The 23,928-nt window shown below is 70.7% G+C and carries 23 protein-coding genes and 6 tRNA genes; 10 read left to right on the forward strand and 19 right to left on the reverse strand.

All coding sequences use genetic code 11. From position 1 onward, the window contains the following. The first annotated feature begins 111 nt into the window (after positions 1-111). Positions 112-2,484: an SCO7613 C-terminal domain-containing membrane protein gene (locus EDD92_RS09605; protein ID WP_399182372.1), complete on the forward strand. Its 2,373-nt coding sequence runs from the start codon at positions 112-114 to the stop codon at positions 2,482-2,484. A 119-nt stretch (positions 2,485-2,603) separates the two neighbouring features. Here the strand turns inward: EDD92_RS09605 and EDD92_RS09610 are convergent, their stop codons facing one another. The 7 genes from EDD92_RS09610 to EDD92_RS09640 form a co-directional block, all read right to left on the reverse strand. Next, positions 2,604-5,339, reverse strand: coding sequence for a Tat pathway signal sequence domain protein (locus EDD92_RS09610; RefSeq protein ID WP_123963912.1), 2,736 nt, complete (start codon positions 5,337-5,339; stop codon positions 2,604-2,606). A gap of 114 nt (positions 5,340-5,453) precedes the next feature. Further along, on the reverse strand, positions 5,454-6,044 hold the full coding sequence (locus EDD92_RS09615) for a hypothetical protein (RefSeq protein ID WP_123963913.1): 591 nt from the start codon (positions 6,042-6,044) through the stop codon (positions 5,454-5,456). A 10-nt stretch (positions 6,045-6,054) separates the two neighbouring features. Beyond that, the gene (locus EDD92_RS09620) at positions 6,055-6,939 is read right to left on the reverse strand and encodes a carbohydrate ABC transporter permease (RefSeq protein WP_123963914.1); all 885 of its coding nucleotides are present in this window, start codon (positions 6,937-6,939) and stop codon (positions 6,055-6,057) included. Beyond that, positions 6,936-7,892, reverse strand: coding sequence for a carbohydrate ABC transporter permease (locus tag EDD92_RS09625; RefSeq protein WP_123963915.1), 957 nt, complete (start codon positions 7,890-7,892; stop codon positions 6,936-6,938). Before EDD92_RS09625 ends, EDD92_RS09620 begins: the two co-directional genes overlap by 4 nt. A gap of 123 nt (positions 7,893-8,015) precedes the next feature. Beyond that, positions 8,016-9,305: an ABC transporter substrate-binding protein gene (locus EDD92_RS09630; RefSeq protein WP_123963916.1), complete on the reverse strand. Its 1,290-nt coding sequence runs from the start codon at positions 9,303-9,305 to the stop codon at positions 8,016-8,018. A 335-nt stretch (positions 9,306-9,640) separates the two neighbouring features. Continuing rightward, a tRNA-Val gene (locus EDD92_RS09635) sits at positions 9,641-9,712 on the reverse strand. A gap of 88 nt (positions 9,713-9,800) precedes the next feature. Next, positions 9,801-10,265 carry a TIGR02611 family protein gene (locus EDD92_RS09640; RefSeq protein WP_123963917.1) on the reverse strand — a complete coding sequence of 155 codons (465 nt, stop codon included), beginning with the start codon at positions 10,263-10,265 and terminating at the stop codon, positions 9,801-9,803. Positions 10,266-10,466: 201 nt separating this feature from the next. Between EDD92_RS09640 and EDD92_RS09645 the strand changes: the two genes are divergently transcribed. Together EDD92_RS09645 and EDD92_RS09650 are read left to right on the forward strand one after the other, a co-directional pair. Continuing rightward, positions 10,467-10,880: an SsgA family sporulation/cell division regulator gene (locus EDD92_RS09645; RefSeq protein WP_004002642.1), complete on the forward strand. Its 414-nt coding sequence runs from the start codon at positions 10,467-10,469 to the stop codon at positions 10,878-10,880. 242 nt (positions 10,881-11,122) lie between these two features. Further along, positions 11,123-11,683 carry a CGNR zinc finger domain-containing protein gene (locus tag EDD92_RS09650; protein ID WP_123963918.1) on the forward strand — a complete coding sequence of 187 codons (561 nt, stop codon included), beginning with the start codon at positions 11,123-11,125 and terminating at the stop codon, positions 11,681-11,683. A 65-nt stretch (positions 11,684-11,748) separates the two neighbouring features. Here EDD92_RS09650 and EDD92_RS49805 read toward each other — a convergent pair whose 3' ends face one another. Both EDD92_RS49805 and EDD92_RS09655 read right to left on the reverse strand, forming a co-directional pair. Continuing rightward, complete coding sequence (locus EDD92_RS49805) at positions 11,749-11,901, reverse strand: hypothetical protein (protein WP_180292031.1); 153 nt, start codon at positions 11,899-11,901, stop codon at positions 11,749-11,751. A 154-nt stretch (positions 11,902-12,055) separates the two neighbouring features. Beyond that, on the reverse strand, positions 12,056-12,499 hold the full coding sequence (locus EDD92_RS09655) for a hypothetical protein (RefSeq protein WP_123963919.1): 444 nt from the start codon (positions 12,497-12,499) through the stop codon (positions 12,056-12,058). Between the two features lie 234 nt (positions 12,500-12,733). Here EDD92_RS09655 and EDD92_RS09660 point away from each other — a divergent pair, with 234 nt between their 5' ends. Beyond that, on the forward strand, positions 12,734-13,258 hold the full coding sequence (locus EDD92_RS09660) for a DsbA family protein (RefSeq protein WP_185123974.1): 525 nt from the start codon (positions 12,734-12,736) through the stop codon (positions 13,256-13,258). Positions 13,259-13,425: 167 nt separating this feature from the next. Here the strand turns inward: EDD92_RS09660 and EDD92_RS09670 are convergent, their stop codons facing one another. The 3 genes from EDD92_RS09670 to EDD92_RS09680 are packed head-to-tail and all read right to left on the reverse strand — an operon-like array spanning position 13,426 to position 16,168. Continuing rightward, on the reverse strand, positions 13,426-14,250 hold the full coding sequence (locus EDD92_RS09670; protein ID WP_123963922.1) for a GNAT family N-acetyltransferase: 825 nt from the start codon (positions 14,248-14,250) through the stop codon (positions 13,426-13,428). 53 nt (positions 14,251-14,303) lie between these two features. After that, on the reverse strand, positions 14,304-15,125 hold the full coding sequence (locus EDD92_RS09675; RefSeq protein ID WP_123963923.1) for an aminotransferase class IV: 822 nt from the start codon (positions 15,123-15,125) through the stop codon (positions 14,304-14,306). Beyond that, a complete protein-coding gene (locus EDD92_RS09680) occupies positions 15,122-16,168 on the reverse strand; it encodes a chorismate-binding protein (RefSeq protein WP_123963924.1) in 1,047 nt (348 codons plus the stop codon). Before EDD92_RS09680 ends, EDD92_RS09675 begins: the two co-directional genes overlap by 4 nt. A gap of 178 nt (positions 16,169-16,346) precedes the next feature. Here EDD92_RS09680 and EDD92_RS09685 point away from each other — a divergent pair. From EDD92_RS09685 to EDD92_RS09705, 5 genes are all read left to right on the forward strand, one after another. Beyond that, a tRNA-Gly gene (locus tag EDD92_RS09685) sits at positions 16,347-16,419 on the forward strand. Positions 16,420-16,458: 39 nt separating this feature from the next. Continuing rightward, positions 16,459-16,532: transfer RNA gene (locus EDD92_RS09690), tRNA-Cys, on the forward strand. 1 nt (position 16,533) lies between these two features. Next, positions 16,534-16,605: transfer RNA gene (locus EDD92_RS09695), tRNA-Val, on the forward strand. A 36-nt stretch (positions 16,606-16,641) separates the two neighbouring features. Next, positions 16,642-16,713: transfer RNA gene (locus EDD92_RS09700), tRNA-Val, on the forward strand. Positions 16,714-16,742: 29 nt separating this feature from the next. Continuing rightward, positions 16,743-16,817: transfer RNA gene (locus EDD92_RS09705), tRNA-Val, on the forward strand. Positions 16,818-16,866: 49 nt separating this feature from the next. Here EDD92_RS09705 and EDD92_RS09710 read toward each other — a convergent pair. The 4 genes from EDD92_RS09710 to EDD92_RS51015 form a co-directional block, all read right to left on the reverse strand. Then, positions 16,867-17,166, reverse strand: coding sequence for a zf-TFIIB domain-containing protein (locus EDD92_RS09710; RefSeq protein WP_123963925.1), 300 nt, complete (start codon positions 17,164-17,166; stop codon positions 16,867-16,869). Between the two features lie 80 nt (positions 17,167-17,246). Beyond that, positions 17,247-18,185 (reverse strand): phosphotransferase family protein, encoded by a 939-nt coding sequence (locus tag EDD92_RS09715; protein ID WP_123963926.1) that lies wholly within the window; start codon positions 18,183-18,185, stop codon positions 17,247-17,249. An 854-nt stretch (positions 18,186-19,039) separates the two neighbouring features. Then, positions 19,040-19,234, reverse strand: coding sequence for a hypothetical protein (locus EDD92_RS09720; protein WP_123963927.1), 195 nt, complete (start codon positions 19,232-19,234; stop codon positions 19,040-19,042). Between the two features lie 197 nt (positions 19,235-19,431). Next, complete coding sequence (locus EDD92_RS51015; RefSeq protein WP_123963928.1) at positions 19,432-19,707, reverse strand: hypothetical protein; 276 nt, start codon at positions 19,705-19,707, stop codon at positions 19,432-19,434. A 196-nt stretch (positions 19,708-19,903) separates the two neighbouring features. Here EDD92_RS51015 and EDD92_RS09730 point away from each other — a divergent pair, with 196 nt between their 5' ends. Then, positions 19,904-21,271 carry a serine/threonine-protein kinase gene (locus EDD92_RS09730; RefSeq protein ID WP_123970332.1) on the forward strand — a complete coding sequence of 456 codons (1,368 nt, stop codon included), beginning with the start codon at positions 19,904-19,906 and terminating at the stop codon, positions 21,269-21,271. 4 nt (positions 21,272-21,275) lie between these two features. Here the strand turns inward: EDD92_RS09730 and EDD92_RS09735 are convergent, their stop codons facing one another. The 3 genes from EDD92_RS09735 to cobA form a co-directional block, all read right to left on the reverse strand. Then, positions 21,276-21,668 carry an NUDIX domain-containing protein gene (locus EDD92_RS09735; RefSeq protein WP_123963929.1) on the reverse strand — a complete coding sequence of 131 codons (393 nt, stop codon included), beginning with the start codon at positions 21,666-21,668 and terminating at the stop codon, positions 21,276-21,278. Positions 21,669-21,672: 4 nt separating this feature from the next. Continuing rightward, positions 21,673-22,491 carry an RNA methyltransferase gene (locus tag EDD92_RS09740; RefSeq protein WP_099927509.1) on the reverse strand — a complete coding sequence of 273 codons (819 nt, stop codon included), beginning with the start codon at positions 22,489-22,491 and terminating at the stop codon, positions 21,673-21,675. Between the two features lie 64 nt (positions 22,492-22,555). Beyond that, positions 22,556-23,788: a uroporphyrinogen-III C-methyltransferase gene (gene cobA, locus EDD92_RS09745; RefSeq protein WP_123963930.1), complete on the reverse strand. Its 1,233-nt coding sequence runs from the start codon at positions 23,786-23,788 to the stop codon at positions 22,556-22,558. Positions 23,789-23,928 lie beyond the last annotated feature (140 nt).

The following is a 23,928-nucleotide window of genomic DNA, read 5'->3' on the forward strand; positions in this document are numbered from 1 at the left end:
CCGTACCCAGCGCGTCCGCCCCGCATCCGAGCCACGTGGTGGCTGGATCTGAGTACGTTCTGAGTACCTGCGCTCATGCCGTACGACGTGACGCGGACCACACTCCGAGGCATGACGCATGTTCCGCCCCCGGCCGAGGAGTTGCGGCTCCTCGACGCCGAGCTCTGGCAACTGGACGCCCGCCGGGCCCAGTTGCTCCATCGCCGTGCCTGGCTGGTCGCCGCGCTCCAGGCAGCCCGCCCGGTGCCCCCGGCACAGCAGGCACCGCAGGCGCCCGTCGAGGCGTCTCGCCCGGAGGCCACCGCGCCCGGCGTGCAGAACCTTCTGCTGCTGCTCGGCGGGATCCTGCTCACGGTCGCCGCGATGGTGTTCACGCTGGTCAGCTGGGGGCATCTGGGGATCACGGGGCGGGCCCTCGTGCTCGGCGCGGTCACGGTGGCCGCGCTCGGTGCGCCGTTTCCCCTGCTGCAGCGCGGGCTGCGTTCGACGGCCGAGTCGGTGGCCGGCCTGGGGCTGGCGCTGACGGTGCTGGACGCGTACGCGTTGCAGCAGGTCGCCTTCATGGGCACGGACGGCGCGGGGTACACGGCCGTCGCTTCGGCACTGCTGGCGGGGCTCTGGGCGGCGTACGGTCTGCTGCCGCGTGCGGCCGGGCTGCGGCTGCCGCTGCCCGCCGCGCTGACCGCGGCCCAACTCCCGCTGTTCTTCTGGGCGATCTCGGCCACCGCGGGGTCGTCCGGGATCGCGGCCGCACTTCTGGTGACGGCCGGGTTCGACACAGGTGCGGCGCTCCGGGTGACCGCCGGGTCCGTACGCGTCCTCGCCGCCGTCGGCGCGTACGGCACGGGCGCCCTGGGTGCACTGACGGCCGGCTGGCTCTCCTGGGATGCAGCCGGCCCGGGCGCCGCCGCCCGTGCGGCGGCGCTCCTCACCCTTGCGGCGGCGATCGCGCTGGGCGCCGCCTGGCGGCTGCCGAAGCCGGCCATGGCGACGGGCAACGCCGTGACCGGCGGTCTGCTGCTGGTCGCCGCCGGCGGTGGTGTGCTGCGGGTGACACTGCCGGAGGGGTGGACGGTGCCGGGGTATCTGGCGTGCGGCGTCGCGCTGTTGGCGGCCTTGCGGATGCGGCTGCCCGAGCCTGTGCGGCGGGGGCTGGTCCAGGCCTCCGGTGCGGTGCAGGCGGTCGTCGTCGCCTGTGCGCTGCCGCTGGTCGTGGTCGCGCTGCTGGGCCCGCTGGGCTGGGCGGAGCGCTGGTGGACCGGTGCCCCCTCGGACGCGCGGGCCGCGGCGGCCGTCCACATGCCGTGGCCGCCGTATCCCGGTCAGCTGCTCCTCGGCCCGGTGGTCGTCGCAGCCGTGCTGGCTCTGCTGGTGCGCGGCGAGACCCGACGTCCCCAGGCGCTGACCGGCGCGACGCTCCTCGCCTGGGCCACCGTCATGACGCTGCCTGCGGTCCTCCAGCTCCCCTACTCTGCCGCCCTGTTGCTGCAGGGCGCGGTGACCGCCGCGGCCCTCGCGGCGGCGGCCTTCCGGCTCCTGCCCGTGACCGCCACCACGCTCGCCCTGGGCGGCTCGGTCTCCCTCGCCTTCCTCTCGCTTGCCTCCCAGACGGCCACCCTGACTGTGCTGTCCGTCCTGATGGCACTGTTCGCTGCTGCCTCGCTGCGTCCGCACCTCGCGCCCTTCACCGCTCCGGCCGCGCTCGGGTACGCCACTGCGCTGGCGTGCGCGACAGGGCTGGCGGCGGACTGGCGACCGCAGCACACGGCGCTGCTGGTCCTGGTGGTCACGCTGGCGGCGGCCCTGCTCGCCGCCCGGCTCGGCGAGAGCCACGCGCGCGTGCCGGTCGAAGTGACCGGAGCCGCCACCGGACTGCTGGCCGTCGGCCTCGCGATCACCGCACCGCCGATGCTCGCCCTGGTGCTGGCCCTGTGCGGAGTGATCGCGGCAGGCACGGCGGTATGCTCCGACCGCCGCCCCGCAAGTTATGCGGCCGCCGCCCTGTTCCTGCTGGCCAGTTGGGTCCGGCTGGCCGCCTGGGACGTCGGCACCGTCGAGGCGTACACGCTCCCGGTCACCGTCCCGGCACTGTGTGTCGGCGTCTGGCGCAGGTCCCGCGACCCGCAGGCCTCGTCGTGGACGGCGTACGGCGCCGGACTCGCCGCCACCCTGCTGCCGAGCCTCGCCGCGGCCTGGGACGACCCGCACTGGACGCGCCCGCTGCTGCTCGGCACGGCAGCCCTGCTGACCACCCTGCTGGGCGCCCGCCACCGCCTCCAGGCCCCCCTCGTGCTCGGCGGCTCGGTCCTGATCCTGGACGCCCTGCACGAACTGGCCCCGTACCTGGTCCAGATGACCGGCGCCCTCCCCCGCTGGGTACCTTTCGCACTCGCCGGCCTGCTACTGCTGGCACTTGGGGCGACATATGAACGCCGTCTGAGGGATGTCCGCCGAGTACGGGACATCTTGACCACCATGAACTGAAGCGCCCCGAAAGGGGCGCGGGGCTCTGCCAATTTGCGGCTCCGCCGCGTGGGCGCTACCAGCCGCAAACGGCCCGCAGAAGAAAGCCTGCGCAGTTCCCCGGCTCCCCCAGCGGAGCGCTACGGCATCTTGTCGCCAAGCAACGCCAGGTTCTCAATGGCCGCGAGGCCGTACAGCGCGGTGTCGTTCGACGACACCCACGCGGCCTCGCTGCCCGAGACCAACGTCACCGGCCCGCTCAGCTTCTCCGTCTTCCAAGGCGAAGCCTCCGTGTACCCGTCGGAGCTGTAGAACTTCGTCCACGCCCGCTTGGCCAGCGCAGCGTCACCCGTCTGTACGGCGGCGTACGCGTCGAGGCGCGAGTGCCCCTGGAACAGCAGCAGGGTGCCGAAGTCGGAGCCGTAGCGGGCCTTCTGCTCGGCCTTGGTGGCGTTGAAGTAGCGGCAGTAGTCGAAGTAGGCCTGGTTGAACTTGGGCATGTCCACGAGGTCGATGAGTTCGGCGCACAGCTCGTTGAGGCCGAACACGGCCGAGAGGTGCGAGACGGAGACCACGGGCGTCGAGGCGACGGCGAACTTGCCGGTGTCGAGGTCGTACAGCCCGCTGCCCTGCACGAAGCCGTTGGGCTGGGCGGCGATGCCCTCCATCGTCGACAGCACCCGCGCCTTGGCCTTCTCCCACTTGGGGCCCTTGCGCTCCCACTCGGTCAGCCACGCGGACACCAGGCCGCTCCAGTCGGTGCCGAAGCCGATCGACAGGGCGTGCCGGTCGGGCGTGTACGGGTCGGTGCGGACCTTGCGCTGCGGGTCCAGGACCAGGAAGGTCTCGTCGGAGTCGACGTTGGCGTGCATGAGGTCGCCGACGCGTTCGTCGGCGGTGAGGAAGTAGTAGTAGCGCCGGTAGGTAGTGTTGGCGATGCGCTGCTGCTTGGCACTGTCGGCGTAGTGCTGGACCCCGTGCCGGGTGCCGAGGCCCGCCCAGTCGCCCAGGTGGTAGACGTCGACCTCGCCCGTGTGCCGGGTGAGGGCCTCGGCGAAGCGGAAGATGTCCGCACGGCCCGAGCGGAGGTAGGCCATCCAGAGCCAGATGTCCGGCGAGAGCTCGGAGTTGTCCCAGGCGTAGCCGCCGACGTCGTACCGCCACTGGTGGCGCACGGTGTCGTAGGAGTGCATGAAGTCGCCGTAGTCCCAGAAGCCGTACCAACGGCGTTGCTCCACCTGGTCCTTGTAGTAGGTGAAGAGGAAGTCGAGGTGGTCCTCGATCTTCGCCTTGGCCGGTGTGGAGCGGTCCGGCTCGGAGTACAGGCCCGGGCCGAAGACCTTGGCCTTGATGAGCTGCCTGGGCGGCGCGGCGAGCTGCGGCAGCACTCGTACGGCCTCGATCTGTTCGGCGAGCTTCTCGGCGGCCGGGGTCGACTCGTTGGCCCAGAAGAGGAGTTCGGAGGTGCGGGCGATGCCGTAGGGGGTGCCGAACTTCGGCTCGTAGTCCTCGTAGGTGATGTTGAGGCCTTCGAGCTGCTTGGCGTACGTGTCCTGGCCCATGCCGTCGTGGTAGAAGCGCAGGTCCATGGGCTGGGCCTCGGGCGACCAGAGCCAGAGGGTGACCTCGGCCTCGTCGGTGTGGGCGTCGCGGATGTCGAGCTGGGCGGGGTGCTTCTCCCAGAAGTCCCGCAGCCCGAAGGAGAATCCGCCGCTCACGCCGCCGACATAGCCGAAGCCGGAGGCCCGCTTGCCGCCGCCGGCGCCGATCCAGCCGTAGCCCTTCTTGGTCCGCTTGCGCAGCGTGAAGCCGTCGGCGGAGAGCTGGGAGAGGGTGTAGTCGCCCCACTCCGGGATGTACTGCAGCCGGGTCGTCACCCGCTGGTCCCAGGTGGAGGGGTCGGGCAGCTTCTGCCCCGCGTACTGGGCCGCCTGCACGGCCGCGCCGGGGTCGCGGCGCAGGCCGGTGATCCCCTTGACCGCCTCCCGCAGCAGACCGGTGCCCTCGCCGCCGATGCGGATGTGCCGGTCGTACGACGCGTCCCGCATCGGCACGCTGAAGCGCACCCCCAGCCCGCGGATGAAGTCGCCGCTCGCCTTGCCGGGCTCCTGTGTGCCGTCGTAGGTGATGGTGTGCACCATGCGGAAGGAGTCGGCCCCGGCGTAGAAGTACAGCCGGATGGAGAACGGCAGCCAGCTCCGGTCGCCCTTGCGGTGCTTGCCGTCGATGCGGACCACGGCACGGACCGGGCCGTCCTGCTCGACCGTCACCTCGCCGATCGCGCCGTCGAAGCGCTCGGTCTTGACCGTGCCCTGGTCCTCGTCCTCGATCTCCGGCTGGCGGATCAGGACGAGCCGGCCGTTCCTGGCGATCTCCGTCGAGCCACGGGTCACCGACTTGATGATCGTGGAGCCGTTCTTGCCGATCCTGGCGGTGATCACGCCGGTCGACACGTCGACGGTGCCGCCGCTCTTGTCGACGGTGATCTTCTTGTCGGGGGCGGCTGCGTCTCCGGCGGCGAGGGTGAGCTTGCCGGATCCCGAACTCACCGCGTGCGCCGACCACTTGAGGGAGCCGTCCGGCCAGTACGCGATGGGCCAGGACTGCACGGGTACGGCCTTGCCGTCCGCGTCCGTGAGCGCGAAGGTCTGGTCGGGCCGGTGGGCGCCCTTCGGCCAGGGCACACCCACTGTCGAGCCGGGGGCGGCCCCCAGGCCGCCGTCCTCCAGCCAGTCCAGGGTCACGGGATCGGCAGCCGCGGCCTCGGCTCCGGGCGCGGCCTGCGCTTCCTTGGCTCCTAGGGCCCAGCTGAACTGCGCGGCGGCTCCGGCGACGGCGGCCGCCTTGAGGAGGGACCTGCGAGGGATGGGAGACATGAGAGTTCAGCCTTTCCTTTCCGTGCGGGACGTTTCTTTCCGTGCAGCTGGTCAGGGGCATGGCAGGGAGGGGTACGGCGCCCGGGCGCCGACCTGGTACGAGGGCACCGCCCCTCAGCGGCGTCGGTACCGCTCCTCCACGGCGACGGCCGCGGCCGCGACCGCCCCCAGGACGGGGACCGCCAGCGGCGCGATCAGCAGGGCGGAACAGACGACGAGGACCACTCCGCCGACGAGCAGGAAGGATCCGGCGGGATCGAGGACGGTACGGCGGCCGGCCTCGGCGAGCAGCGCCCGCCAGGCCGCCCCCGGCTCCCAGACCGCCGCCGCCCGCAACCCGGCCACGGCAACACCGATGAGCGCGAACAGGCCGACGGCCCCCACGAACGGGCCCCCGGGCAGCCCGGCGCGCACGGCCTGGACGTCCACCCAGACCAGGCCCGCCGCGACCCACCCGGCGAGCCCGGCGATCCACCCGCCCGTCACAGCCGTACGGAAGTCGCCTACGAACTCCCGCCAGCCGCCGCCCTCATGACCGGTACGGCGGCGCAGATGCCTCGCCCCGGCGGCGAAGGCGGCCGGAAAGGTCACCACCCCCAGCGAGGCCACCGCGATCCACACCCCGGTGAGCAGACACTCGGCGAAGACCCCGAACCGCTCCGCGAACACCGACTCCTTGCGCGCCTTCACCCGCACTTCGGCCATTGTGACCGCCTCAGCCCTTCAGTCCGGAGGTCGCCATGCCGTCGATCAGATAGCGCTGGAAGGCGAGGAAGAACAGCAGCACGGGCAGCAGCGCCACCAGCGACATCGCGATGAGGCCGCCGTAGTTGGCGGCGACGCCGTCGGAGTCGCGGAACATCATCATGCCGAGGGAGACGGTGTACTTGCCGGGCTCGTTGAGGTAGATCAGCGGGCCCATGAAGTCGTTCCAGGCGTTGATGAAGGTGAAGATGGCGCTGGTGATGAGCGCGGGCCGGCACAGCGGCAGCACGATCGACCAGTAGATCCGCAGATGCCCGCAGCCGTCGATCCGGGCGGCCTCGTCCAGCTCCCTCGGCAGGTTGCGCATGAACTGCACCATGAGGAAGACGAAGAAGGCCTCCGTGGCCAGGTACTTGCCCAGGAGCAGCGGCACATAGGTGTTGATCAGCTCCAGCTTCTGGAACATCACGTACTGCGGGATCAGCAGCACGTGATACGGCAGCAGAAGCGTGCCGATCATCAGCGAGAACAGCAGGTTCCGGCCCGCGAACCTGATCTTGGCGAAGGCGTACGCCGTCAGCGAGCAGGAGATCAGGATGCCGACGACGGCGCCGCCCGCGTACAGGAGGGAGTTCTGGAAGAACGTCCAGATCGAGATGTCGGCGATGCCGTCGGCCAGTCCCTTGAAGTTCGCCAGGATGGGACGGGCCGGGAACAGCTGCAGGCTGTTGATGATGTCCTTGCTCGGTTTGAACGACGCACCGATCACCCAGACGACGGGATAGAGGACGACCGCGAGGACCAGCAGCGAGCCGATGTGCCAGGCGAGCGAGCCGGCGCGCTTGCGCCCGAGTCCGCCGAGCGGCTTCGGGGTGGCGGGGGTGGTGGCGCTCATCGGGCGTCCTCCTCGTAGTGCACCCACTTCTTCTGCGACCAGAACAGGACGGCGGTCACCAGGGCCACGGCGAGCAGCAGCATCCAGGCCATCGCGGAGGCGAAGCCCATCTGGGCGTTCTTGAAGCCCTGCTGGTAGAGGTAGCAGGTGTAGACGAGCGTGGCGTCGGCCGGGCCGCAGTAGGTGTTGGAGACGACGTAGGCCGAGCCGAAGATCTGGAACGAGTGGATGGTCTCCAGCAGTACGTTGAAGAAGAGCACCGGGGAGATCATCGGCAGGGTGATGCTCCAGAATTTGCGGAAGGCCCCGGCACCGTCCAGCTCGGCGGCCTCGTACAGCTCCTTGGGGACCTGCTTGAGTCCGGCCAGGAAGATGACCATGGGCGCGCCGAACTGCCAGACGGTGAGCGCGACCAGGCAGTAGAGGATCCAGTCGGGGTTGCCGACCCAGCCGCCGACGTGGAAGCCGAAGACCGACATCGTACGGTCGACGATGGCGTTGTCGGAGAAGATCGACCGCCAGACGAAGGCGACCGAGACGCTCGCGCCGATGAGTGAGGGTGCGTAGAACGCGGCCCGGTAGAAGGCCTGTCCGCGGCGGCTCTGTGCGAGCAGCAGGGCGACCCCGAGGGCGAGCAGCAGCTTCAGCGGGGTGCCGATGATCACGTACTTGGCCATCACCTCCACCGACTTCTGCCACCGGGGGTCGTCGAACATCTTGGTGAAGTTGTCGAGACCGACCCACTTCGGGGTGTTGAAGAGGTTGTAGTCGGTGAACGCGAAGTACAGCGAGGCGACCATGGGGCCCGCGGTCAGGAGCAGAAAGCCCGCGATCCACGGGGACATGAAGAGATAGCCGGCGAGGTTCTCCCGCCGCCCCCGCCGCTTGACGGCGGCGGGGGCGGCGGAGCGGGCCTTCCGGGTGGCGGGCGGTGATTCCTTGACGAGCGTCACGGTGCTTCCCAATCGGTTCCGGGCCGGGGGGCTGGCGGCGCCCCAAAGGGGCGCGAGGAACTGCGCGACCAGCCACGACGGCGCAGCAGACAGAACCCAACAAACCGCACCCCTAGCGGAGCGCTATGCCTGGAAGGCGGCCTGCGACTCGTCGAAGAACTGCTTCACCGCGGCGGAGGGCTTCGTCTTGCCCTGGGCCAGGTCGCCGCCGATGCGCAGGAAGGCCGCCTCGATGGTGTCGGCGCCGGAGGGGTGCGGGGTGATCGTGCCGAGGACTCCGGCCTTGGCGGTGTCCGCCTCGTACTGAGCGATCTCCTTGTTGACCGGGTCGGTCGGCTTGAACGCTTCGTACTGCTGGGTGGAGGCGAGGATGCCCCGGTCGTAGCCCATGATCTTGCCGACTTCCGGGTCGTGGACCATGAAGTTGATGAACTGGGCGACTTCCTTGGGGTGCTGGGTGCGTGCGGAGGCGCTCAGCATCAGGGAGGCCAGGTACTGCCCGGTGTGCTTTCCGTCCATGGTGGGGATCGGCGCGAGGCCGTACTCGCTGCTGCCCTCGGCGGTGTAGCGAACGGTGAAGTTGTCCCAGGTGAATTCCGAGGCCCCGTGTCCTGCGGACAGGGAGGACTTGGGTCGGTCCTGCTCGACGGTCTTGGGGTCGGTGATGATGCCGGCCTTCACGCGGTTGTAGCCGTCCTGCCACCACTCCGTCAGGTCGGCCTTGTCGAAACCGAGTCCGTCCTTGGTGTAGAACGCCTTTCCGTTCTGCCGCAGATACAGGTCGTACAGGTACATGATGCTGAAGTAGCCCGTGTCGCCGGGCACCTTGGTCTTGTCGTGGATGGTCTTGAGGGCCTTGAAGTAGTCGTCCCAGGTCCAGCCCGTGGCCGGCTCGACGCCCGCCTTCTGGAAGACCTTCTTGTCGATGACCAGCGCCATCGTGTTGGAGCCGACAGGGATGCCGAGCTGCTTGCCGTCGACCTCGCCGACCTTGGTGACACCCGCACGGAAGTTGTCGAGACTCAGACTGCCCGCGTCGATCTGGGACTTGAGGTCGAGCAGGACGCTTCTCTTGTCGTACTTCCGAAGGAAAGTGACGGCGTTTTGGAAAACGTCCGGGGGATTTCCGCCGGCCGCCTGCGTCTGGAACTTCTCCCAGAATGAGACGTAGTCCTGGAAGTCCGTCTTCACCTTGATCTTCGGGTACTTCTTCTCGAAGAGCTTGATGGTCTGGTTGATCTTCTTGGCCCGCTCGTCGGCACCCCACCAGGAGTAACGGATCGTCACCGTCCCGTCGGCGGAGGTGCCGCTGTCGCCGCCGCAGCCCGTCGTCGCGGCCAGCCCCAGCGCGGCCGCCGACGCCCCGGCGGCCTTGAGGATCGTACGCCTCTCAACATTCCTGCTGGTTCCCACAGTCGGGCCCCTCCCCGGCATCATTGCCACCTGCATGAATCGTTTCAAGTAAGCGCTTGCTGGCACAAGTTACGGAGGGCCTCGGGGTGCGTCAATGATTCGGACAGGAATTTCTTGCCGGGCCCCCGAGCGAGTTGACGGCACATCAGCGCCAGAACGCACCGCGAGAGGGATGATGCCGCAGGTGAGACGCACACGACCGACGGGCCGAACATCAACTGGCCATCCGTACACGGATGTCGCTCGGCCGAAACTCACCGAAGCGCGGGACCCGTCCAGAGGGGGCTCACACGACGGCGGCCCGCCTGCTCTCGCAGACGGGCCGCCGATCCGGGTGGGCGATACTGGGTTCGAACCAGTGACCTCTTCGGTGTGAACGAAGCGCTCTCCCACTGAGCTAATCGCCCGGACGCAGGAAGAACATTACCCCATGTCAGGGGGTGCCTGTGACCAGCACGAACCGGCGCCGACCGGCACCCGCGCCACCGGCGCGGATCACTGGTCCTTGATCTTCCAGGGCATCACGACGCCGAACTTCCAGAGGTAGATCCCGACCAGCACGCCCACGATCACGAGACCGATCGCCGTGAGCGTGATGTTGCGGCGCCGCACCTTGGGATCGAGGGCTCGCTGTGCCGCCTCGGTGACCTTGCGTTTCGCCCAGCGGAGCACCAGCTGGGCCCATACGAACTCGGTCGCCCAGATGGCCATGCCACCGAAGATCACCACCCAGCCGGGCCCGGGCAGCGGCAGCATGACGATGCCGGCGACCACGACCGCGAGACCGACGAGGAAGACCCCGACCTGCCAGCTCAGATGCAGTGCGCGACGCCTCTTGATGAACGCCGGCGCCTTGGAGCCGAGCCTCTGCTCGCTCTGCGCCCCGTCCGGCCTCGTCTCGTCCGATACCACGGCAGCCTCGCCCGGCGCTCCCTCGGTCCGGTTACTCCCCGTATCCATACGGCCAAACTTTACCTTACTTTACCGAGCGGAAACCAGTCACCGGAATGGCCGTACCTCACGAACGACCCATCGGCCGGAAGAGTTACGTAAAGGCACGCAAAACACTCAGAGGGGTTTACAACGGCACCGTAGGTGGCATGTCGATTTCGCCGACGTGCGAATCCCCGAGCGCACACTGAGCGAAAGGCCCTGGCGCTTATGAACACCACGGTCAGCTGCGAGCTGCACCTGCGCCTCGTTGTGTCGAGCGAGTCCTCCCTGCCTGTCCCCGCAGGCCTGCGGTACGACACGGCCGACCCCTACGCCGTGCACGCCACCTTCCACACCGGAGCCGAGGAGACCGTCGAGTGGGTGTTCGCCCGCGACCTCCTCGCGGAGGGGCTGCACCGGCCCACCGGCACCGGCGACGTCCGTGTCTGGCCGTCGCGCAGTCACGGTCAGGGGGTCGTTTGCATCGCCCTGAGTTCTCCGGAGGGCGAGGCCCTGCTGGAAGCCCCGGCGCGGGCGCTGGAGTCCTTCCTGAAGCGAACCGACGCCGCTGTGCCTCCCGGCACGGAACACCGGCATTTCGATCTCGACCAGGAGCTCTCGCACATCCTGGCGGAGAGCTAGGGCGAGGCACCACGAAGCCGCCCGGCGCCGTCGACTCGGGGAGACGGCTCGGGCCAGAACAACTGCATACGGTACGCATCAGCGCCGCCACCGCGATTGAGTCGTGGGGCGGCGCCGGTGTGTGCGGCGGCGCAGGGGGAAGGTGCCTCGGTGGCACGACCGCCCGCAGCCGGGCGGCAAGCCACTAACATCGGCCAGCATGAGGCGGGCGTCCGCCCGACCCCCAGGCCAGGGAGCGAAACGTGCTGATCACCCACGACACCCGGTGCGCGCTCGACACCGTGGTGGATCTGGTGAACACCGCACCGGAGGGCAACGCGGCACCGGACGGACTGCTCGACGTCGCAGCTCTCGAAGATTTTGTACGAAACCACGAAATCAGCGATGTGGGGACGCTCTCGGAGTTCGACCTCTCGGCCGTGCGCAAGATCCGCGGCCGGTTCGCCTCGGTCTTCGCGGCGCACGACGCCCGGACCGCCGCCGGCGTGATCAACGAGCTGGTCGCCGCCGCGGGTACGACTCCGCGCCTCACGGACCACGACGGCTACGACTGGCATGTGCACTACTTCGCGCCCGGTGCCTCCGTCGCCGACCATCTGGCGGCCGACTGCGGGATGGCGCTGGCGTTCTTCGTGGTGGCCGGTGAGCAGGAGCGGCTGCGCCGCTGCGAGGCCCCCGACTGCCGGCGCGCCTTCGTCGACCTCTCCCGCAACCGCTCGCGCCGCTACTGCGACAGCCGCACCTGCGGAAACCGTCTGCACGTGGCCGCCTACCGGGCACGGCGCAAGGAGGCGGCGGGCTAGGGCCTGCCCGGACACGGATGTCGACGTGGTCCCCCGCGGGTGGCGCCGGGGACCACGGGTACGGCTCACAGCATCAGCAGGTCGTGCAACGAGGCCATGAGCAGCAGACACCCGATCACCGCAAGGAAGATCATCAGCGGTGGCTGGGAAAGGGCGAAGAGGCATCCGCGCGGCTCGTCCTTCGGCGGCGCGGTATCGCCGTGTTCCGTGTCCAGCATCTCGCGGCGATGATGGCGCACTCCACACGTCCGGCGCGCTCAACACGCACGGAATGACCGGCAGTTCGCCGGATTCCGTGAAGTCCGGTTCCGGTCGTGATCACTTCACGCCACAGCCTTGATCCACTGTGTCGTTTCAGTCGTCATGCGCGGGTCATATGCCGTGCTTCTTCAGGATGGCCTCGATGTCGCTGAAGTCCTCCGCCGACTCGGCGCGGGGTGCGCTCGCGGGCCGGGTCGCCGGACGGGCCCCGGGACCCAGGGAAGGCGCGGAAGCCGTCGGGGCGACCGCCTCACGCTGCCCCGCGGCCCTGGCTTCCCTGCGCTCCTTGCGGGTGCCGCCCCGGCGGCGCTCCACCGCGCGCGTGCTGGAGAACAGCAGCCAGGCGGCGCCGAGCACACCGAAGCCCGCCCAGGCCGTCGGACTGAAGGCGGTGTCCGCCAGCCACTGCACGGTGCCGGTCATCACCAGGCCGATGGGGACGAGTGAGTAGGCGGCGATGCGGGCGGCCGCGAGGAAGCGCTTGCGGTACGCCGTCACCACCGCGATGCCCAGGCCGGCTGCGGACACGGCGGAACAGACGGTCTCGGCAATCATCCGGTCCTCCAGGCAGGGCTCGGTCGGGCAGGGGGCACTTCGTCCCTTCCATCCTGCACCGCCCGGACCCCGCGCGGCCATGGTCCGGGCGGACATCAGGGACATCTCCGGGTCGGCTCCTCCGAAGGTGCCGGTTCCGGGCACTCCCCCGGGTGTGGATCAGGGTCCCGGGCGCAGGTCACCGCGGCCGGCGTTCGATTGGGTCGACCGCGCCCGAACTGGAAGACTGACGGCATGAGCGACTCCTCCCCCGTGCCTCCCGCCGTGCCCGTCCTCGACGTCTGGTGCGAACTCCAGTGCTCGGACTGCCGTAGCACCCTCGACGACCTGCGTGCCCTGCGCGCCCGCTACGGCGACCGGCTGGAGCTGCGACTGCGGCACTACCCGCTGGAGAAGCACAAGCACGCCTTCGCCGCCGCGCAGGCCGCCGAGGAGGCCCTCGAGCAGGGCAGGGGCTGGGAGTACGTCGAGGCCGTGCTGGAGCGGGTCGAGGAGCTGGACCGTAAGGGAGAACCCTTCCTGGTCGAGGTGGCCGCCGAACTGGGGCTGGACGCCGAGGAGTTCGACACGGCGCTGATCGACGGCCGGCACATCCTGATCGTCGACGCCGACCAGGCCGAGGGCAAGGCGATCGGCGTGACCGGTACCCCGACGTACGTCATCGGCGGTGAGCGTCTGGACGGCGGCAAGAGCCAGCAGGGGCTGCGGCAGCGGATCGAGGAGATCGCGGACCGGCTGCTGGCCGGGCAGGGCGCCTGACCGGTGCCCAAGCGCTCCGCGGGATGTGCGGCCATGGGCTGCGGCTCGTCTGCGCGTCGTCGTGGCCTGTCGTTCCCCCACTCCCGGCTTCGCTCGAGCGGGGGCACCCCCATCGCGGCGGAGCCGCATATCGACACGCCCCGCGCCCCTACAGGGCGCGGGTCCGCTCAGAGCAGCGGCTTGTACAGGGCGTACTGCGTCGTCCGGTAGCCGAGTGACTCGTAGAGCCGTTCGGCCGGGGTGTTGCCGGCGAACACGTTGAGGCCGAGGACGCGTCGGCCCGCGGTGATCGCCTGGGTCTCCGCCAGGAGCATGAGCGTGCGGCCGTGTCCGTGTCCGCGCTGGGCGGCGTCGGCCGCGACGTCGTAGACGTAGGCCTTGTCCTCCAGCAGGGCCACCCAGAGGGTGCCGACGCGCGTCCCCTCGTGTTCGAGGACGCTCAACCGCATGTCCCGCGTGTCCAGCCCTTGCGGCAGCAGCCTCTCGTGGTCGCGCCGCGACCTCTCGTACGCGTCGGCCTCGGGCACGCCCCGCTCGATCCACACGCGCGCGTAGTGCTCGGACTCGTGCGCGAACCACGCCTCGTAGTCGGCCTCGGTCATGGGCCGGCCCCGGCTGCCTTCCGGCAGCGCGGGCGGAGTGTCGCCGAGCGGCTTCTCCATGCCGCGATTGCGCAAGACGTAGCCGAGCGCCTCGACGAGCCGCAGCGCCGGCGCCGCGTCGGCGGGCACGACCACCTCGATCTGCCGGCATCCCCAGCCGCGCGCCACCTCCTCCGCGGCCAGCGCTGCCACCGTGCCCCGGCCGCGGCGCCGGTCCGGCTCCTCGATCCGCAGGTCGACGATGCGGGCCACCCTGTCGCCGAAACCCGGCGAGGTGCCGAGCTGCAGGGTGCCGACGGGCCGGCTGTTCACGCACACCTGGAAGCGGCGCGAACGCGTGCCGTCGGCCTGGTGCTGAAGCGGCTCGGTCGGCCGCAGAGTCGTGGTCATCAGGGGTGTTCTACCCGCCGCAGCCGCCCCTTGGCAGCCTGTTTTCCCGGCTCTTACGGATCCAGATCGTGCCCCGACCGCTCATCGAAGATCCGCATGGCCTTGGCGGTCACCGGGCCCGGTGCACTCGGCAGTTCCCGGTCGTCGACGCGGTGCACGGCCTGGACATCGCGCAGGGTGGAGGTCAGGAAGACCTCGTCCGCGCGCTCCAGGACGTCGAGCGGCAGGTCGGTCTCCTTGGCGCCGGTCCACTCGACGGTCAACGCGCGCGTGATGCCCGCGAGGCAGCCGGAGGCGAGCGGCGGGGTGTGGATCTCGCCGTCGAGGACGACGAAGACGTTCGAGCCGGTGCCCTCGCAGAGTTGCCCGACGGTGTTCGCGAACAGGGCTTCCGACGCGCCGTGTTGGCGGGCCCGGGCGAGGGCCACGACGTTCTCGGCGTACGAGGTCGTCTTCAGGCCGGTGAGGGCGCCGCGTTCGTTGCGGGTCCACGGCACCGTGATCACGGCCGTGGAGTCGGGGCGCCGGGCGGTCTCGCCGAGGGCGACGACGAGGGTCGGGCCGTGGTCGCCGCGGTCGGAGCCGAGCGGGCCGTGGCCGCCGGTGTAGGTGATGCGCAGTCGGCCGAGCGGCATCGGGTTGGCTTCGAGGACGGCGGCGCAGGCGCGGCGGACCTCGTCGTGGTCGGGGTCGGGCAGGCCGAGACCGCCCGCGGAGCGGCTCAGCCGGTCGAGGTGCCGGGTGAGCGCGAACGGCTTCCCGTCGACCGCCTTCACCGTCTCGAAGATGCCGTCGCCCACGGTCAGCCCATGGTCGAAGACGGAGACGCGGGCGGACTCGATGTCCTGCAGCCCGCCGTCGAGCCAGATCTTCACGTCTGTAGTCCCTCTCCACTCACCTCGTACGTCCCCGACGCTACCGCGAGCAGTCGGGCCGCCTTCAGCTCGGTCTCCCGCCACTCCGCCTCCGGGTCGGAACCCCAGGTGATGCCGGCGCCCGTCCCGAAGCGCAGGACGCCTTCCGCACGGTCGATCCAGAAGGTACGGATGCCGACGGCCAGCTCGCCGGTTCCCTGGTCCGCGTCGATCCAGCCGATGCCGCCGCAGTACGGCCCGCGGGGCGCCGTCTCCAGGGCTTCGATGATCCGCAGGGCACTGGACTTGGGCGCACCGGTGACCGATCCGGGCGGGAAGGACGCGTCGAGCAGTTCGGGCCAGCCGGCGCCGGCACGCAGCTCGCCGCGGACCGTCGACACGAGATGGACCAGCCCCGGGTGCTTCTCGACTGCGCACAGATCGGGGACGCTCACACTGCCGGTGGCGCAGACACGCCCGATGTCGTTGCGGACCAGGTCCACGATCATCACGTTCTCGGCGTAGTCCTTCTCCAGCAGATCCGCCTCGGTGCGCCCAGTGCCCTTGATCGGCCCGGACTCCACGACACGGCCGCCGCGCCGCAGGAAGAGCTCGGGCGAGGCGGTGGCTATCTCGACCCCGTGGCCGGGCAGCCGGATCGTTCCTGCATACGGTGCCGGGTTGCCGCGGGCGAGCAGCGCAGTCAGGGCGTCCACGTCGGCTTCGGGCGCGACGGGCGCGGAGAGCACCCGGCAGAGGTTCGCCTGATAGACCTCGCCTGCCGCGATGTACTCCCGGATCCGGCGCACCCCAGCCGTGTACGCATCGCGGTCGAGGGAGGACGTCCAGTCACCGGCAGCCGGTCCCCGCCACTCCCCCGGCACCGGCGCGGGCACGGGCTCCACCCGTACGTCCCTGAAGCGGGCGCAGGTCAACCGGCCCTCGAAGTCCGCCACGACGGCCCAGAAACCGGTGGAGTCGAGGGCCGCGGGATCGCTGGTGACGTCGAGGAGCCCGGTGGCGACACGGTCACCGAAGCGGGCGAGAGAAGGGAGGTCGAGCACGCAGTCGAGTCTAGGGCGGGTGTCGTCAAGGTGGCCCGGCCATGTCCCTGCGGGGGCCCTGACCACGTACGCGAGCAGGTGCAGCGCAGCACGCTGCGCAAACGCGTTTTTGTGCTGGCCCCGGAATCCGCTAGAGTTCAACTCGTCGCCGGGCCGCGAGAGCGGACCGAAACGACAAGCGGACGTAGCTCAGTTGGTAGAGCGCAACCTTGCCAAGGTTGAGGTCGCGAGTTCGAGCCTCGTCGTCCGCTCGATGGAAACAGGGGATCTTCCCGAACCCCTGCACTCCTGGTGGAGTGGCCGAGAGGCGAGGCAACGGCCTGCAAAGCCGTCTACACGGGTTCAAATCCCGTCTCCACCTCCAAGGACGATTAGCTCAGCGGGAGAGCGCTTCCCTGACACGGAAGAGGTCACTGGTTCAATCCCAGTATCGTCCACTGGATCTTCCAGCACGTACGGCGAGATCCACACCCGCGCGATTAGCTCAGCGGGAGAGCGCTTCCCTGACACGGAAGAGGTCACTGGTTCAATCCCAGTATCGCGCACGCAATACGCATCACACGCAGGTTCACCTGCGCGATTAGCTCAGCGGGAGAGCGCTTCCCTGACACGGAAGAGGTCACTGGTTCAATCCCAGTATCGCGCACCAGCCGAAGCCCCCGGCCGTCTCGTACGGTCGGGGGCTTCGTCGTGTGCCGTCAGCTGGAGAACAGCATGTGGCCGAAGCTCTTGTGGCGGTGGTGACCGCCGTGGTGGCCGCCGTAGTGACCTCCGTGACCGCCGTGCTGAGCGCCCCAGGCGGGCGCGGGCGGGGCGGGGTACGCCTGCGGGGCGGGCGGGGGCGGCGGCCCGGGCTGGGACCACTGGGACTCCAGGCGGGTCAGCGCCTCCAGCTCGCCGTAGTCGAGAAAGATCCCGCGGCAGCCGCTGCACTGCTCGATCTGGACACCGTTGCGGTTGTACGTGTGCATCGGCGCATGGCACTTCGGACACTGCATGGTCGGCTCAACTCCTCGCCGGTCGGTCCTGCTTCGCGTTTCCCCAGGACAGACTCTGTCAGGGTGCGGTCGGTTGCACCCTACTTCGCGAATTCCGGGGTCAACTCCGGCGGGAGCGAAGCCATTCGGGCACATGCGTCGATCATGGACAGTTCGACCTCGTCCAGGGGGCGGTCCTCCGCTGCTGCCTTGGCTGTCGCGCGGGCGGCCGTCTGCACGGTGAGAGCGCGGGCCGGGACGTCCAGGGCGGCCCAGGGGTCGCCGTCGGCGGGGACGGCGGGGCCGCCGGCCGTGCGGTAGGCGGTGAGGAAGCGGGTCCACTCGTCGGGCGGGAGGAGACCGCAGGCGTACCAGGCCGCCGGGCGGGCCAGGTCCCAGGCGGGGACGCCGGTGCCGAGGTCGTCGACGTCGATGAGCAGCCAGGGGCCGTCGGGGGCGGGGTGGCGGACGAGCTGGCCGAGGTGGAGGTCGCCGTGGCACAGGGTGGTGGAGTCCGGCATGGGGGCTTCGGCTCGGGCCCAGGCCGGGAGGGTGTCCCAGGCGTGCAGGACCGGGCGGGTGGCGGGGTGGTCGGCGGCTGTTGCCCTCAGCCGGGCGATGGCTCGGGCGGCCTTGGCGGGGCCCCGCATGGGCGGGAGGGGGACGGGGACGGGCGTGCGGTGGAGGCGGGCGAGGAGGGTGGCTGCGGGCTCCCAGGGGGCGGCGTCGGGGGTGTCCGGGTCTACGGGGGTGCCGTAGGGCCAGAACGTGACGAGGCGGCCGTGCAGGTCGACGGGGGTCGGGGTGAGTGGGGGGAGGAGGATGCCGGGGAGGTGGGTGGCGGTGGTGAGGCGGGGGGTGAGGTCGGCGCGGGGGGTGTTCGGGGCGTGGGCCTTGGCGACCGTGTCGGCGTGGCGGACGACGGTGGCGTCGGGGCGGTCGGCGAGGGTGGCGGCGCCGCAGGGGCAGGGGGCGGTGCGGGAGTGGGCCTTGGCCCTGGCTCGGGCGGTGAGTTCGGTGAGCAAGGGGGTGGGGGTCATGGGGCTCCCTGGGGCGGTGGGTCTTTCGTGAGGGTACGGCGGGGGTGGTGGGGGTGGGCATGGGGCTCGGCGGCGCTGGGGGGCTTGGGCTGCCCGTGGTGGGAGCCGCTGAGGGTGCAGCTCCCCCGCCGCCCCTACCCGTCCCGTCCCCAGGGGCTCCGCCCCTTCGACCCCGCCAGGGGCTCCGCCCCTGAACCCCGGCGGGGACTGCGTCCCCTGCACCCCTCGCGGGGCACCGCCCGCACACCCCTCACGGATCACCTCTGCACGCCGTATCGGGGCTCCGCCTCTGCACGCCGCTTCGGGGCTCCGCCCCTGAACTCGCTTTCGAGGCTCCACCCCCGGGCCCCACTTCGCAGGCCCACCCCGGACCCCGCGGCACTGCACCCCCGACCTCCCTCGCGGGGCACCGCCCGCACACCCCTCGCCGATCGCCCCTGCACGCCACCTCGGAGCTCCGCCCCTGAACTCGCTTTCGAGGCTCCACCCCCGGGCCCCACTTCGCAGGCCCACCCCGGACCCCGCGGCACTGCACCCCCGGCCTCCCTCGCACCCCGCCTGGGCTCCGCCCTGGACCCCGGTCGGCCTGAACGGCCTCGTCCTCAAACGCCGGACGGGCTGAAAGTGCCTGACCGGCGTATGGAGGGTGCGATCCGTGCGTGAGTGGGGGCGGGTACGGGCCTGGGCGGCCGTGTCGGGCTCGAGAGGGCGGTGGTCAGAAAGAGGGAAAAGCAATGCCGGCGCAGCTCCCCAGCTGCGCCGGCATTTTTGCCGTCCGCCGCACCCCCGTCCCCACGGGGTTTCATGGGTGGATGTCCCCGCCCGGACCGCTCTTCCGGGCCTGGGGTCGCCGCTCAGCGCCCCAGCATCACGCCCACGGACGACGCCTGTGTGGCCACTGTCTCCCAGCCGTCGAAGACGAAGAAGAGCAGGGCCGCCAGGGGGAGGGCCATGAGCGTCGCCACCAGGGGGTGGCGGCGGCCCGTGCGGCGGCGGAGTGCGGTGCGCTCCTGGGTGCGGATCAGTGTCCGCGGTGCCGTTAGGGCCATGGTCCCTCTCCTGACCGTTCCAGTTGTCGTTGGCAGCGGCGGGTGTCTGACCTCGGGGGACGAGTGCTGCACCCGCCGCTTGACCTCAAATCTAGGCGTCCGGCGCTCGCCGCACGTCATGCCCTCGTACCGATTGCCGGGCCTCCCGGAGGATGAGCCATGAGGTGGGGAGTACTCCCCTGGGTGGAGACCTGGACCTAGGTCTCAGGGTCTTCCCGGAGGGGGCGCCCGGTGTGTCCGGCCTTTTCCGAGCTGTCCTCCCTAGGGATCGGCTGTTCGACAAGGGCCAACACCCGATTGGCCATGAAGCGGGCCGTGCGGACCACGGAGCCGCTTCGGGTGACTTCGCTCACTTCCACGACACCTCGGCGTACCGCCGTCTCCACCCGGCGGCCCGCCCTGCTGGCCACCACCTCGTAGGTGCGGGTCGTGTCTCCCGCATCCACGACTATTTCCACGCGATCACCCTTCACGTGTTCAATCCCCCTTCTGTGATGGGTGGTTGGGGCCCCAGGGAGGGTAAAGGCCGCCTGTTCACGGGGTCCCTGACCACCCTTCAAGTCTCGCATCCGGCACTGACAATCGATCTGGGCGAGAGGGCGCGGCCTCTGCGCGCGGGCGGCCGTGGAAACGTAAGCTGTGCCACGTCACACGGACCGGGCAGCGGGGATGAACATGGCGATGATGCGCCTGAGGCGCGAGGACCCGCGCGTCGTCGGCTCGTTCAGGCTTCACAGACGGCTCGGCGCGGGTGGGATGGGCGTCGTGTACCTGGGCTCCGACAAGAAGGGGCAGCGGGTCGCGCTGAAGGTCATCCGGCCGGATCTGGCGGAGGACCAGGAGTTCCGGTCCCGGTTCGCGCGGGAGGTCTCCGCCGCGCGGCGGATCAGGGGCGGGTGCACGGCCCGGCTCGTCGCCGCCGACCTCGAGGCCGAACGGCCCTGGTTCGCCACTCAGTACGTGCCCGGGCCCTCGCTGCACGACAAGGTCGCCGACGGGGGGCCGCTGGGTGCGGCCGATGTGGCCGCTGTGGGAGCCGCCCTCTCGGAGGGGCTCGTCGCCGTGCACGAGGCGGGCGTCGTGCACCGGGATCTCAAGCCGTCGAACATCCTGCTGTCCCCGAAGGGGCCGCGGATCATCGACTTCGGTATCGCCTGGGCGACCGGGGCGTCCACTCTGACGCACGTCGGTACGGCTGTCGGCTCCCCCGGTTTTCTCGCGCCGGAGCAGGTGCGCGGTGCGGCCGTCACCCCGGCCACGGACGTGTTCTCACTGGGGGCGACCCTGGCGTACGCGTCGATGGGGGACTCACCCTTCGGGCACGGCAGTTCCGAGGTGATGCTGTACCGGGTCGTACACGAAGAGGCGCAGTTGCACGGCGTTCCGGACGCGCTGGCTCCGCTCGTGCGGGCCTGTCTGGCGAAGGATCCCGAGGAGCGGCCCAGCACGCTTCAGCTGTCGCTGCGGCTCAAGGAGATCGCCGCCCGTGAGGCGCAGGGGCTCGCCGACCCTCGTCCGCCCGCGCCGCGTTCCGGGGAGGCGGACCGGCCCACCGGGCGGCTCGTCGACACGTATCCGGAGCAGCAGCGCGAACACCGTCGTCCCCCGGGCCCGCAGGGGGCTCCGCCGTCGCGGGGCGCTTCCGCCGGGCCGCGCGGGGTCCCTCCGGTGCGGGGCGGGGCGGGCCCTTCGCGGGGCGCCGGCACCTCCCGCGGTGGCCCCCCACCGCCCCAGCGTTCCGGGCCCCGGCCCGCGCCGGGGTCGCGGAACACGGCCCGCCAGGGCACGGGGGCCCGGCCCGCGCCGCGCAGCGGTACCGGTCGTCCGGCGCCCAGATCCACGGGGACGGGACGGCGGCCTGCCAATCCGCGGTTGCTGCGGCAGCGGCTCTTCGTGTTCGTCGTCGTGACACTGCTGGTGGCGCTCGGCATCGCCGCGGCCCAGGGATGCCAGGGGCCGCCGCGGGGGCTGGGCGGTGGCGACGGCGTCGTACGACAGCAACAGCAGGTGGAGCCGGGGCGCGCCCAGGTGAACTGAGGCGTCACAGCCCCGGCAGGATCCGTTCGAAGAACTCCCGGTCGCCGTCGAAGACCGGGGTGAGCGCCAGGAACTCCTCGGGGGTGACCCACCGGGTCTCGGCGACCTCGACGGGGTCGGGGACGACCTCGTCGGTGGTCGCGTCCGCCGTCCACCAGTGGAGGCGGAAGAGACCGTCGTCGGTCTCCGACTCCCAGACCTTGGCGAGGGGGGAGACGGTGAGGCCGACCTCCTCCCGGACCTCGCGGACCACGGCCTGCTCCTGGGTCTCCCCCGGTTCGACCTTGCCGCTGAGGGGCTGCCAGTAGCCGGGGCGGGGGACGCCGGGGCCGCGGCGGATCGCCAGGACCCGGCCGCCCCGGCGCAGGACCGCGACGATGGCCTCCCGCTGGGGCACCGGACTATCCCGGCGGGCGGCCCGTGGCCACCGCGTAGAAGGCGACCGCGGCCGCCGCGCCCACGTTGAGGGAGTCGACGCCGTGGGACATGGGGATGCGGACCCATTCGTCGGCGGCGACCAGGGCCTGGGTGGACAGGCCGTCGCCCTCGGCGCCGAGCATCAGGGCGACGCGGTCCATCTTGTGCGGGGCGGCCTCGTCGAGAGACCTTGCCTTCTCGTCCGGGGTGAGCGCGAGGAGCGTGAAGCCTGCCTCGCGGACCGACTCCAGGCCCTTGGGCCAGGTGTCGAGGCGGGCGTAGGGGACGGAGAAGACCGCGCCCATCGAGACCTTGACGCTGCGGCGGTACAGGGGGTCCGCGCAGTCCGGGGAGAGCAGGACGGCGTCCATGCCGAGGGCAGCCGCCGAGCGGAAGATCGCGCCGATGTTGGTGTGGTCGTTGACCGACTCCATGACGACGACCCGGCGGGTGGTCTGGAGGAGGTCGGCGGCCGTCGGCAGCGGCTTGCGCTGCATGGAGGCGAGCGCGCCGCGGTGCACGTGGTAGCCGGTGACCTGTTCGGCCAGGTCCGGGCTGACCGCGTACACCGGGGCCGGGAGCTCGTCGATGACGTCGCGCATGACGTCGACCCACTTCGCGGACAGCAGCATCGAGCGCATCTCGTACCCGGCGTCCTTCGCCCGGCGGATGACCTTCTCGCCCTCGGCGATGAACAGGCCCTCGGCCGGTTCGCGCTTGCGGCGCAGCTCCACGTCGGTCAGGCCTGTGTAGTCGCGCAGGCGCGGGTCGTCGGGATCCTCAACGGTGATGAGATCGGCCACAGGGTGATACTGCCTTGTCCTGGGTGTGGTGCCAACGGCTGTGTACGAGTTGAGTTACCCGCGGTTACGCGGACGTCTGCGGGCCTACGCCGACAACCTCGCCGATGACGATGACCGCGGGCGGCTTGACCTCCTGCGTACGCACGGTTTCGCCGACCGTCGCCAGGGTCGCGTCGACGCGACGCTGGGCGGCCGTGGTGCCCTCCTGGACCAGGGCGACGGGGGTGTCGGCCGGCTTGCCGTGTGCGACGAGCGTCTCGGCGATCTTTCCGATCTTGTCGACGCCCATGAGGATCACGAGTGTGCCGGTGAGCTTCGCGAGCGACGGCCAGTCGACCAGGGAGCGCTCGTCGTCGGGGGCGACATGGCCGCTGACGACTGTGAACTCGTGCGCGACGCCGCGATGGGTGACCGGGATGCCGGCCGCGCCCGGGACCGAGATCGAGCTGGAGATGCCGGGGACGACGGTGCAGGGGATGCCGGCCTCGGCGAGGGCGTTCAGCTCCTCCATGCCCCGGCCGAAGACGTAGGGGTCGCCGCCCTTCAGCCGTACGACCGACTTGCCCTGCTTGGCGTGCTCGATCAGGGCGTTGTTGATGGCCTCCTGGGCCATGAAGCGGCCGTACGGGATCTTCGCCGCGTCGATCACCTCCACGTGCGGGGGTAGTTCGGCAAGGAGGTCGCGGGGGCCGAGGCGGTCGGCGATGACTACGTCGGCCTCGGCGAGGAGGCGGCGGCCGCGGACCGTGATGAGGTCCGGGTCGCCGGGGCCGCCGCCGACGAGGGCGACGCCGGGGGTGCGGGTGCGGTGGTGCGGGGCGACCAGGGTGCCGTCGCGCAGGCCCTCGACGACCGCGTCGCGGATGGCGGCGGTATGACGGGGGTCGCGGCCGCGGGCCTCCGTGGTGAGGACGGCGACCGTGACGCCCTCGCTGTGGCCGGTCGCCGGGGTCCAGGCGGTCGCGGCGTCGGCGTCGTCGGAGCGTACGCACCACACGCGGTGGCGTTCCGCTTCGGCGGAGGCGAGGGTGTTCGCTTCCGTGTCACCGGTGGCGATCAGGGCGTACCAGGCGTCCGCGAGGTCACCGTCGGCGTACGGGCGCTTCTGCCAGGTGATCTCGCCCGCGTCGGCCATGGCCTCGACGGAGGGGGTCGCCTCGGGCGACACGAGGAGGATGTCCGCGCCTGCTGCGATGAGGGCCGGGAGGCGACGCTGGGCGACCTGGCCTCCACCGAGGACGACCACTTTGCGGCCGGTGAGGCGGAGGCCTACGGGGTAGGCGGGGTTTTCGGCCATGAGGGTGCGGCTCCTCTTTACGGCGGTGCAGTGGCCCTGACGTGCGGATTTTAAAGGGCAGGAGGTGGTGGCGGCTCAGGTGGTCCAGTGGCTGAGCACCATGGCCGGGTGCGGGTGCGTGGTCCGTGCCCACCCGTTCC

It is taken from the genome of Streptomyces sp. TLI_185, from assembly GCF_003814765.1.
GTDB lineage: Bacteria > Actinomycetota > Actinomycetes > Streptomycetales > Streptomycetaceae > Streptomyces.

Excerpts from the sequence above, each read along its gene's own strand:
- EDD92_RS09605 (WP_399182372.1), top strand. The coding sequence starts at position 112 with ATGACGCATGTTCCGCCCCCGGCCGAGGAGTTGCGGCTCCTCGACGCC.
- EDD92_RS09610 (WP_123963912.1), bottom strand. The coding sequence starts at position 5,339 with ATGTCTCCCATCCCTCGCAGGTCCCTCCTCAAGGCGGCCGCCGTCGCC.
- EDD92_RS09615 (WP_123963913.1), bottom strand. The coding sequence starts at position 6,044 with ATGGCCGAAGTGCGGGTGAAGGCGCGCAAGGAGTCGGTGTTCGCGGAG.
- EDD92_RS09620 (WP_123963914.1), bottom strand. The coding sequence starts at position 6,939 with ATGAGCGCCACCACCCCCGCCACCCCGAAGCCGCTCGGCGGACTCGGG.
- EDD92_RS09640 (WP_123963917.1), bottom strand. The coding sequence starts at position 10,265 with ATGGATACGGGGAGTAACCGGACCGAGGGAGCGCCGGGCGAGGCTGCC.
- EDD92_RS09645 (WP_004002642.1), top strand. The coding sequence starts at position 10,467 with ATGAACACCACGGTCAGCTGCGAGCTGCACCTGCGCCTCGTTGTGTCG.
- EDD92_RS49805 (WP_180292031.1), bottom strand. The coding sequence starts at position 11,901 with ATGCTGGACACGGAACACGGCGATACCGCGCCGCCGAAGGACGAGCCG.
- EDD92_RS09655 (WP_123963919.1), bottom strand. The coding sequence starts at position 12,499 with ATGATTGCCGAGACCGTCTGTTCCGCCGTGTCCGCAGCCGGCCTGGGC.
- EDD92_RS09660 (WP_185123974.1), top strand. The coding sequence starts at position 12,734 with ATGAGCGACTCCTCCCCCGTGCCTCCCGCCGTGCCCGTCCTCGACGTC.
- EDD92_RS09670 (WP_123963922.1), bottom strand. The coding sequence starts at position 14,250 with ATGACCACGACTCTGCGGCCGACCGAGCCGCTTCAGCACCAGGCCGAC.
- EDD92_RS09710 (WP_123963925.1), bottom strand. The coding sequence starts at position 17,166 with ATGCAGTGTCCGAAGTGCCATGCGCCGATGCACACGTACAACCGCAAC.
- EDD92_RS09715 (WP_123963926.1), bottom strand. The coding sequence starts at position 18,185 with ATGACCCCCACCCCCTTGCTCACCGAACTCACCGCCCGAGCCAGGGCC.
- EDD92_RS09720 (WP_123963927.1), bottom strand. The coding sequence starts at position 19,234 with ATGGCCCTAACGGCACCGCGGACACTGATCCGCACCCAGGAGCGCACC.
- EDD92_RS09730 (WP_123970332.1), top strand. The coding sequence starts at position 19,904 with ATGAACATGGCGATGATGCGCCTGAGGCGCGAGGACCCGCGCGTCGTC.
- cobA (WP_123963930.1), bottom strand. The coding sequence starts at position 23,788 with ATGGCCGAAAACCCCGCCTACCCCGTAGGCCTCCGCCTCACCGGCCGC.